We start from the raw sequence: 7,047 nt of genomic DNA on the forward strand, positions 1-7,047 counted from the left end.
CAGTGGGTCCGGCGGGTGATCGCGCCGCCGGACCCGCCTCCGCCGCAACGTGTTTGCCATCGACACGTCGAGCGCACGGGGCAAGTTCACTCGCCTTACCCTGTCAGCCCGGGGATGATGTCGCGGAGCCGGAAGGTCACCGGCTGATCGAGTTGTTCGTAAGTGCACGAGCGTGGTTCGCGATCGGGGCGCCACCGGTTGAACTGGGCGGTGTGCCTGAAGCGCCTGCCCTCCATGTGGTCGTAGCGGACCTCGACCACCCGCTCGGGTCGAAGCGGCACGAAGGACAGGCTCTTGTCGGGGTTCCATCGTGAGTTCGCAGTGCGCCGCACCGACGGCTCGACCGGTATGTGCGCCGCCCAGTTCCACGGGTGGTCGTCGAAAGTGGTCACCAGTGACTGCAACTCGGTGAAAAGCTCGCGTCGTCGCGCCATGGTGAACGCACCGATGACGCCGACCGAGGCCAGCGAACCGTGCTCGTCGTAGAGCCCGAGCATCAACGATCCGACCGCATCGTCGCCGGACTTGTGCAGCCGGTAGCCGGCTACCACGCAGTCGGCGGTGCGGGCATGCTTGATTTTGAACATCGCCCGCTTGTCGGGCTGGTACGTGCCGTCGAGCGGTTTGGCGATAACGCCGTCCAGTCCGGCCCCCTCGAACTCGGAGAACCAGCGTTGCGCGGTGCCGGGATCCGTTGTGGCCGGGGTGAGGTGGAAGGTGGGGCCACAGCCGTCCAGTGCCGTGACCAGTGCCGCTCGGCGCTCCAGGAATGGCCGCGAGGTGTAGTCGATGTCGTCGAGCGCGAGCAGGTCGAAGGCGATGAAGGCGGCTGGTGTCTCGGCCGCAAGTTTGATCACCCGCGATGCCGCCGGATGCAGACGCAGCTGCAGCGCCTCGAAATCCAGGCCATCTCCGGTCGCGATCACTATCTCACCGTCGACGACGCAGCGGGTGGGCAGTTCGGCGCGGGCCGCCTCCACGAGTTCGGGGAAATAGCGAGTCAGCGGACGGACGTTGCGGCTGCCCAGCTCGACCTCGTCGCCATCGCGGAACAGGATCGACCGGAAGCCGTCCCACTTGGGTTCGTAGGACGCCCCGGGCGGGATCTCTGGCACCGACTTCGACAGCATCGGCAGTACCGGCGGCAGAACGGGAAGCTTCACGGGGTGCGGCCCAGTTCCTCCCGGATCACGGCGACGAAATGGTCGACGTCCGCGGGTGTGGTGTCCCACGCCGTCATCCAGCGCACCTCGCCGCGCGCCCGGTCCCAGTCGTAGAACCGCACCCGCTCGCGGATTCGGTCCGCGACGTCATTGGGCAGCGTCGCGAAGATCGCGTTGGCGGGGCTGGGCTGGCTGAAGGCCAGGCCGGGCAGAGATTCGGCCTCCAGCGCGCTGCGAAGCCGCTGGGTCATCGCGTTGGCGTGCCGCGCGCTGCACAATCCCAGGTCGTCGTCGAACAGGCTGAGCAGCTGCGCCGACGCGAAGCGCATCTTGCTGGCCAACTGCATCGTCAGCTTGCGCAAATAGACCAGCCCATCGGCGCGGGAAGGCTCCAGCACCACCACGGCCTCCGCGCCGAGCAGACCGTTCTTGGTGCCGCCGAGGCTGAGCACGTCGACCCCGGCGTCGGTGGTGAATGCCCGGAACGGCAGGTCCAGCGCCGCGGCCGCGTTCCACAGCCGCGCGCCGTCCAGGTGCGCGGCCATGCCGTGGGAGTGCGCGAACTCGGTCACCGCCCGGATCTCGTCGGGTGTGTACAGCGTGCCGAGTTCGGTGGTCTGGGTGATGCTGACGACCAGCGGCTGGGCGCGGTGCTCATCACCCCAGCCGTACGCCTCGCGTGCCACCAACTCGGGCGTCAGCTTGCCGTCCGGGGCGGGCACGGTGAGCAGTTTGAGGCCCGTCATCCGTTCCGGGGCGCCGGCCTCATCGGTGTTGATGTGCGCGGTCGACGCCGCGATGACCGCACCCCAGCGCGGCAGCATGCTGGTCAGCCCGACGACGTTGGCGCCGGTGCCGTTGAAGACCGGGTACGTCTGCGCGGCCGCGCCGAACTGGGTGCGGATGACCTCGCGCAGCCGAGCGGTGTACGCGTCCTCGCCATAGGCGATCTCGTGACCCCCGTTGGCGGCCGCGATCGCGGCGAGCGCCTCCGGGTGCACGCCGGCGTAGTTGTCGCTCGCGAAACCGCGACGGTCGGGATCGTGGAGTGTGGGAACGGGCACGGGTCGATCCTTCCAGCGCCGGCTGTGTGGCGGGTCAGAGATCCGACGCGCCGCCGTCCACCACCAGTTCCGTGCCGGTCGTATAGGTCGCATCGAACCCGAGGAAGAGGATCGCCTTGGCCACCTCCTCGGGTTCACCGAACCGCCGCATCGGATTGGTGGCCTTGATCTGCTCGAGGAACTCGCGGGCCGCCTCCACGGGCATGGTGCGCTCCAGGATCCCGGTGTCGATGGGTCCCGGCGAGACGGCGTTGACGCGGATTCCCCGATCGACCAGTTCCCGGGCGAAGGTGCGGGTCATGGACCGCAGCGCCGCCTTCGTCGCGGAGTAGACACCCGTCGTCGCGATCCCCTTGGTGTTGCTGACCGAGGTCGTGAGAACCACCGAACCACCGGCCGGGATCAACGGCAGAAACTTCTGCAAGGTGAAGAACGGTGCCTTGGTGTTGAGTTCGAAGAGGTTGTCGTACAGAGCTTCCGTGGTGTCATCGACTGTCGAGGCGGCGGTCCCACCGGCATTGAGCACCAGCAGATCGACGGCGCCCAGTTCCTGCTCGGCACGACCCACCAGGGTGTCGATATCGGCGACGGCGTCACTGGCCTCCACGATCGCTCCCGGACCCAATGCGGTCCTTGCCTTTTCCAGCGAGGACGGAGTCCTTCCGGTCACCAGTACCCGAGCGCCGCCCGCGACCAGTGCCCGCGCGGTGGCCAGCCCGATACCGCTCGTCCCGCCGGTGATCACGACCCGCTTGTCCTGGTAGCTGCTCACAGCTGCGACTCCCCACCGTCGACGACGAGTTCGATCCCGGCGACATACGTCGCGTCGAACGCCAGAAAGGCCACGGCCGGGGCGAATTCGGACGCGTGACCCCACCGCTTCATCGGGCTGCTCTCGGTGAATTCGGCCTTGAGTCGCGCGGCTTTGTCCGGTGCCTCCTTGTCCAACTTTCCCGTGTCGATCGACCCGGGGCTGATCGCATTGACCCGGATTCCCTTGGGCAGCAACTCCCGGCTCAGTGTGCGCGCCATCGAGCGCAGCGCCGCCTTGCTCGCCGAGTAGACGCTGAGGGCGTCCCAACCGGTCTGGTTCGCGATCGACGTCGTCAGCACCACGCCGCTACCCTCGGTCAGCAGCGGAACCAACCGCTGCAGGGTGAAGAACGGCCCCTTGGTGTTGATCGCGAACACCTCGTCGAAGGTCTGCTCGGTCACCGCCTCGAAGGCGTCGAAGCTCCCGATGCCCGCATTCAGCACCAGGGCGTGCACCGTGCCGAACTCCGCCTCGATTCGCCGCGCCAATGCGTCGATCGCCGCGGGTGAACTGGTGTCACTCTCCACGGTGATGGCGTTCTCGCCGAGTTGCTCACCCGCGATCTCGAGGGTGTCGCGATGTCGTCCGGTGATCAGGACCCGCGCTCCGTTGTCCACCAGGTATTGCGCCGCCGCCAACCCGAGTCCGCTGCTGCCGCCGGTGATCACCACGTTCTTGCCGTCGTATCTGCTCATGGCTTCGAGTCTTCGGTCGCCCGGAGCGGCTGTCCAAGACCTGGTCGGCACCTCGCCATGCAGAATCGGCATGACCCGGAATAGGGTCGCGCACCGGGCCGGTTGCCACCAAGGTGAACGATCTCGGAATGGACCTGGAGTTGCGGCTGGTTCGGTACTTCACCGTCGTCGCCGAGCAGCTGAACTTCAGCCGCGCAGCCGCGGAGTTGCGTCTGGCTCAGCCCTCGCTGTCCCGCCAGATCCAGCGCCTCGAGCATCGTCTGGGTGTACGCCTGCTGGATCGCACGCCGCAGGGAGCCCTGCTCACCGAGGCCGGCAAGGCGTTTCTGCCGGAGGCGCAGGCACTCTTGGGTGCAGCCCGGCGAGCGGCGCTCACCGCCCGGGCCTATACGCCGGCGGGCAAGCTGAACATCGGCTACGTCGAGGACCTGGTGATCACCCCCGCGGTTCGTGAATTGCGCCGCCGCCACCCGCAGGCCGAGATCGGGACCCGGCACCTCGGGTGCCACGAAGAGGATGTCTTCACCCAGGGACAGGTGGATGTGCTGGTCGCGCGGGCACCGCTGTTCATCGCGACCGACGACGCCCGGATCACCGTCCTTTACGAAGAACCGCGGATGCTGGTGATGCCGGCGGAACACCCACTGGCCGGCCGGGCCTCGGTGTCGCTGGACGATTTCGCGCCCGGGGAGTCGATCATCTGCTCACACGGCGGCACCCGCGCCATCTTCCCGGCCGACTCGTACCAGGTGAACGATCCCGGTCCGGTGTCTGCCGGACCCGTCATCGAGAGCTTCGAGGACCGGATCGAACTGGTGGCCGGCGGACAGGCCGTCGCGGTCCTACCGGTCGGTGACCGCCGCAGCTCCCTGCGGGCCGACCTCGCCACCGTGGCGCTGGACGGCTTCCCGCCCAGCGCCGTCGTTGTCGCCACTCGGGCGGGCGAGGCGAACCCGTTGGTGGCCGACTTCGTCAGTGCCGCGCGCACCCATCTGCTCGGGTGACGGTGAACGAGCGCGCTTCGGTAGCCTTCGAAAGGCACGAGGAGAGGACGAGATGGTCACTCTGAATGACGCAGTCAGCTTGGCGGCTGCCGAGAAGGGGCTCGCGATCGTGTCGACGGTGCGCGCAGACGCGACGATCCAGGCCTCACTGATCAACGCCGCGACACTGCTGCATCCGGCGACCGGGCAGCAGGTGCTCGGGTTCGTCACCTACGGAAAGGTCAAGCTGACCAATCTGCGGGCGCGCCCGCAGATCGCTGTCACCTTTCGCAACGGTGGCCAGTGGGCCACCGTGGAGGGCCGTGCCGAACTGGCCGGACCCGACGATCCGCAACCGTGGCTCGCCGACAGCGAGACGCTACGCATGCTGCTTCGGGAAGTCTTCACCAGTGCCGGTGGAACGCATGACGACTGGGCGACCTTTGACCGCACCATGGTCGAGCAGCGACGTGCCGCGGTGCTGATCGCCCCGACCCGCGTGTACTCCAACTGAGCCGCAGTCCGAGAGCGGAATGCCGGTCGCGATGACATTGTGGGGGTACCCCGGTCTACGTGAGTATGGAACGCATGGGACTCCCCGTTGTGCCACCGCTGGAACCGATGCTGGCCAAGGCGCAGACGAAGGTGCCGACGGACGACGGAGTCTGGTCCTTCGAGCCCAAGTGGGACGGGTTCCGGGCGCTGGTCTTCCGCGACGGCGACGACGTGGTGCTGTTGTCCCGCAGCGGCAAGGACCTGGGCCGGTACTTCCCCGAAGTCGTCGAGTCCGTCCGCGATGAGCTCGCCCCGCGGTGTGTACTGGACGGCGAGATCGTGGTGCCGCGGGAGATCGCCGGCCGGACCCGGCTGGACTGGGAATCGCTGAGCCAGCGCATCCACCCGGCGGAAAGCCGCATCACCAAACTCTCCACGGAGACCCCGGCCCATTTCATCGGTTTCGACGCGCTCGCCACCGGCGATCGCTCACTGCTCAAGGAACCCTTCCGCGTCCGCCGGGAAAGCCTGCTCGCGGCGGTCAACCCGAAGCAGTGGTGCCACGTCACGCGTACCACCGAGGATCCCGCCCTCGGTGAGCGGTGGCTGGAGGAGTTCGAGGGCGCCGGACTCGACGGCGTGATCGCCAAGCGCCTCGACGGGCCGTATCTGCCGGGCAAGCGGGAGATGGTGAAGGTCAAACACCACCGCGATGCGGACTGCGTGGCCATCGGGTACCGCATCCACAAAAGTGGTGAGGGTATCGGGTCGATCCTGCTCGGCCTGTACCGCGACGACGGCGAGCTCCAGATGGTCGGCGGCGCAGCATCTTTCACCGCGAAAGCCCGGCTGTCGCTGCTGGCCGATCTCGAACCGCTGCGCGAAGGCGATCAGGTCAACGACGGCGAACCGAGCAGGTGGAACTCCGCTGCCGACAAACGCTGGATTCCGGTGCGCCCGGAGCGGGTCTGCGAGGTGGCCTATGACCAGATGGAGGGCAACAGCGAGCATGGCAGGCGGTTCCGGCACGCGGTGAAGTTCCTGCGCTGGCGGCCCGACCGCGATCCGGACAGTTGCACGTTCGGCCAACTGGATGTGCCGCTGAACTATGACCTCTCGGACGTGCTTGAGTCATGACCGCGACCACCCGCGTCATCTATGTGCCGTTCAACGCCGCGGGGGTGGCCAATGGCGTGGCGGGGATGCCGGCGGCGCTGCAGGCCGCAGGTGTGGAGAGCCGGTTGGCGGGGCCGGTCGTCACCAGTTGGGTCAACACCGACACGATGCAACCGACCCGCGGACCATCGGGACTGCTCGCCGAGGACGCCTTGGCATCGATGGTGGCCGATACCGCCACGGCGCTCGATGACGCCTGGACCCTGGGCGAGGTGCCGGTGGTGATCGCCGGGGACTGCCCGGCGCTGCTGGCCCCGCTCATCGCGGCAAAAACCCGCGGCGGAGCCGGCCTGGTCTTCATCGATGGTCACGAAGATGCCTGGGATCCCCGGGTCGGCCCCACCGGGGAGGCCGCGGATTCCGAGATCGGCCTCGCGCTGGGGCTTTTTCCCGGCCCGCGGGCCCTGATCGGGTTGCCATGCCTGCGCCCCGAACATCTCGTGGTGCTCGGCCCGCGCGACCAGGACGAGATCGCCGACGCGCACCAGCCCAGCATCCGCAACGAGGTGACCCGTTACCTCAGCGGAGCGCAGCTGGAGGGTGAAACGTACCCGCACCCCTACAACGACGTCACCGACCTCGTGGCGACAGGCGCCGCCACGGCACCGGCGGGCTGGTGGTGTCACGTCGATCTCGATGTGCTGGCGACATCGGAAC

General features: G+C 67.8%; 8 protein-coding genes. 4 read left to right on the top strand and 4 right to left on the bottom strand.

The annotated features are described in order from the left end of the window. Positions 1–95: 95 nt before the first annotated feature. From AC1DTF_RS23520 to AC1DTF_RS23535, 4 genes are read right to left on the bottom strand one after another with little or no spacing between them, the layout of a single operon-like run. On the bottom strand, positions 96–1,163 hold the full coding sequence (locus AC1DTF_RS23520) for an ATP-dependent DNA ligase (RefSeq protein ID WP_477475817.1): 1,068 nt from the start codon (positions 1,161–1,163) through the stop codon (positions 96–98). Continuing rightward, complete coding sequence (locus AC1DTF_RS23525) at positions 1,160–2,227, bottom strand: threonine aldolase family protein (RefSeq protein WP_057171067.1); 1,068 nt, start codon at positions 2,225–2,227, stop codon at positions 1,160–1,162. The genes AC1DTF_RS23520 and AC1DTF_RS23525 overlap by 4 nt, the downstream gene beginning before the upstream one ends. 34 nt (positions 2,228–2,261) lie before the next feature. Then, entirely contained in the window at positions 2,262–2,999 is a 738-nt protein-coding gene (locus AC1DTF_RS23530) for an SDR family oxidoreductase (RefSeq protein WP_057171066.1), read from the bottom strand. Then, positions 2,996–3,736 carry an SDR family oxidoreductase gene (locus AC1DTF_RS23535; RefSeq protein ID WP_057171065.1) on the bottom strand — a complete coding sequence of 247 codons (741 nt, stop codon included), beginning with the start codon at positions 3,734–3,736 and terminating at the stop codon, positions 2,996–2,998. The genes AC1DTF_RS23530 and AC1DTF_RS23535 overlap by 4 nt, the downstream gene beginning before the upstream one ends. A gap of 113 nt (positions 3,737–3,849) precedes the next feature. On the opposite strand from AC1DTF_RS23535, the gene AC1DTF_RS23540 reads away from it, so the two are divergent. From AC1DTF_RS23540 to AC1DTF_RS23555, 4 genes are all read left to right on the top strand, one after another. Next, positions 3,850–4,740 (top strand): LysR family transcriptional regulator, encoded by an 891-nt coding sequence (locus AC1DTF_RS23540; RefSeq protein WP_477475818.1) that lies wholly within the window; start codon positions 3,850–3,852, stop codon positions 4,738–4,740. A gap of 52 nt (positions 4,741–4,792) precedes the next feature. After that, on the top strand, positions 4,793–5,233 hold the full coding sequence (locus AC1DTF_RS23545; RefSeq protein ID WP_057171063.1) for a TIGR03618 family F420-dependent PPOX class oxidoreductase: 441 nt from the start codon (positions 4,793–4,795) through the stop codon (positions 5,231–5,233). A gap of 65 nt (positions 5,234–5,298) precedes the next feature. Continuing rightward, positions 5,299–6,351 (top strand): ATP-dependent DNA ligase, encoded by a 1,053-nt coding sequence (locus AC1DTF_RS23550; RefSeq protein ID WP_057171062.1) that lies wholly within the window; start codon positions 5,299–5,301, stop codon positions 6,349–6,351. Continuing rightward, the coding region (locus tag AC1DTF_RS23555) for an arginase family protein (RefSeq protein ID WP_477475819.1) at positions 6,348–7,047 on the top strand (700 nt) is incomplete at its 3' end. The genes AC1DTF_RS23550 and AC1DTF_RS23555, both read left to right, overlap by 4 nt.

Source organism: Mycobacterium sp. P4_H6, assembly GCF_056400845.1.

Bases quoted from the DNA above. Each gene is read 5' to 3' on its own strand.
- AC1DTF_RS23535 (WP_057171065.1), bottom strand. From the start codon at position 3,736: ATGAGCAGATACGACGGCAAGAACGTGGTGATCACCGGCGGCAGCAGC.
- AC1DTF_RS23545 (WP_057171063.1), top strand. From the start codon at position 4,793: ATGGTCACTCTGAATGACGCAGTCAGCTTGGCGGCTGCCGAGAAGGGG.
- AC1DTF_RS23550 (WP_057171062.1), top strand. From the start codon at position 5,299: ATGGAACGCATGGGACTCCCCGTTGTGCCACCGCTGGAACCGATGCTG.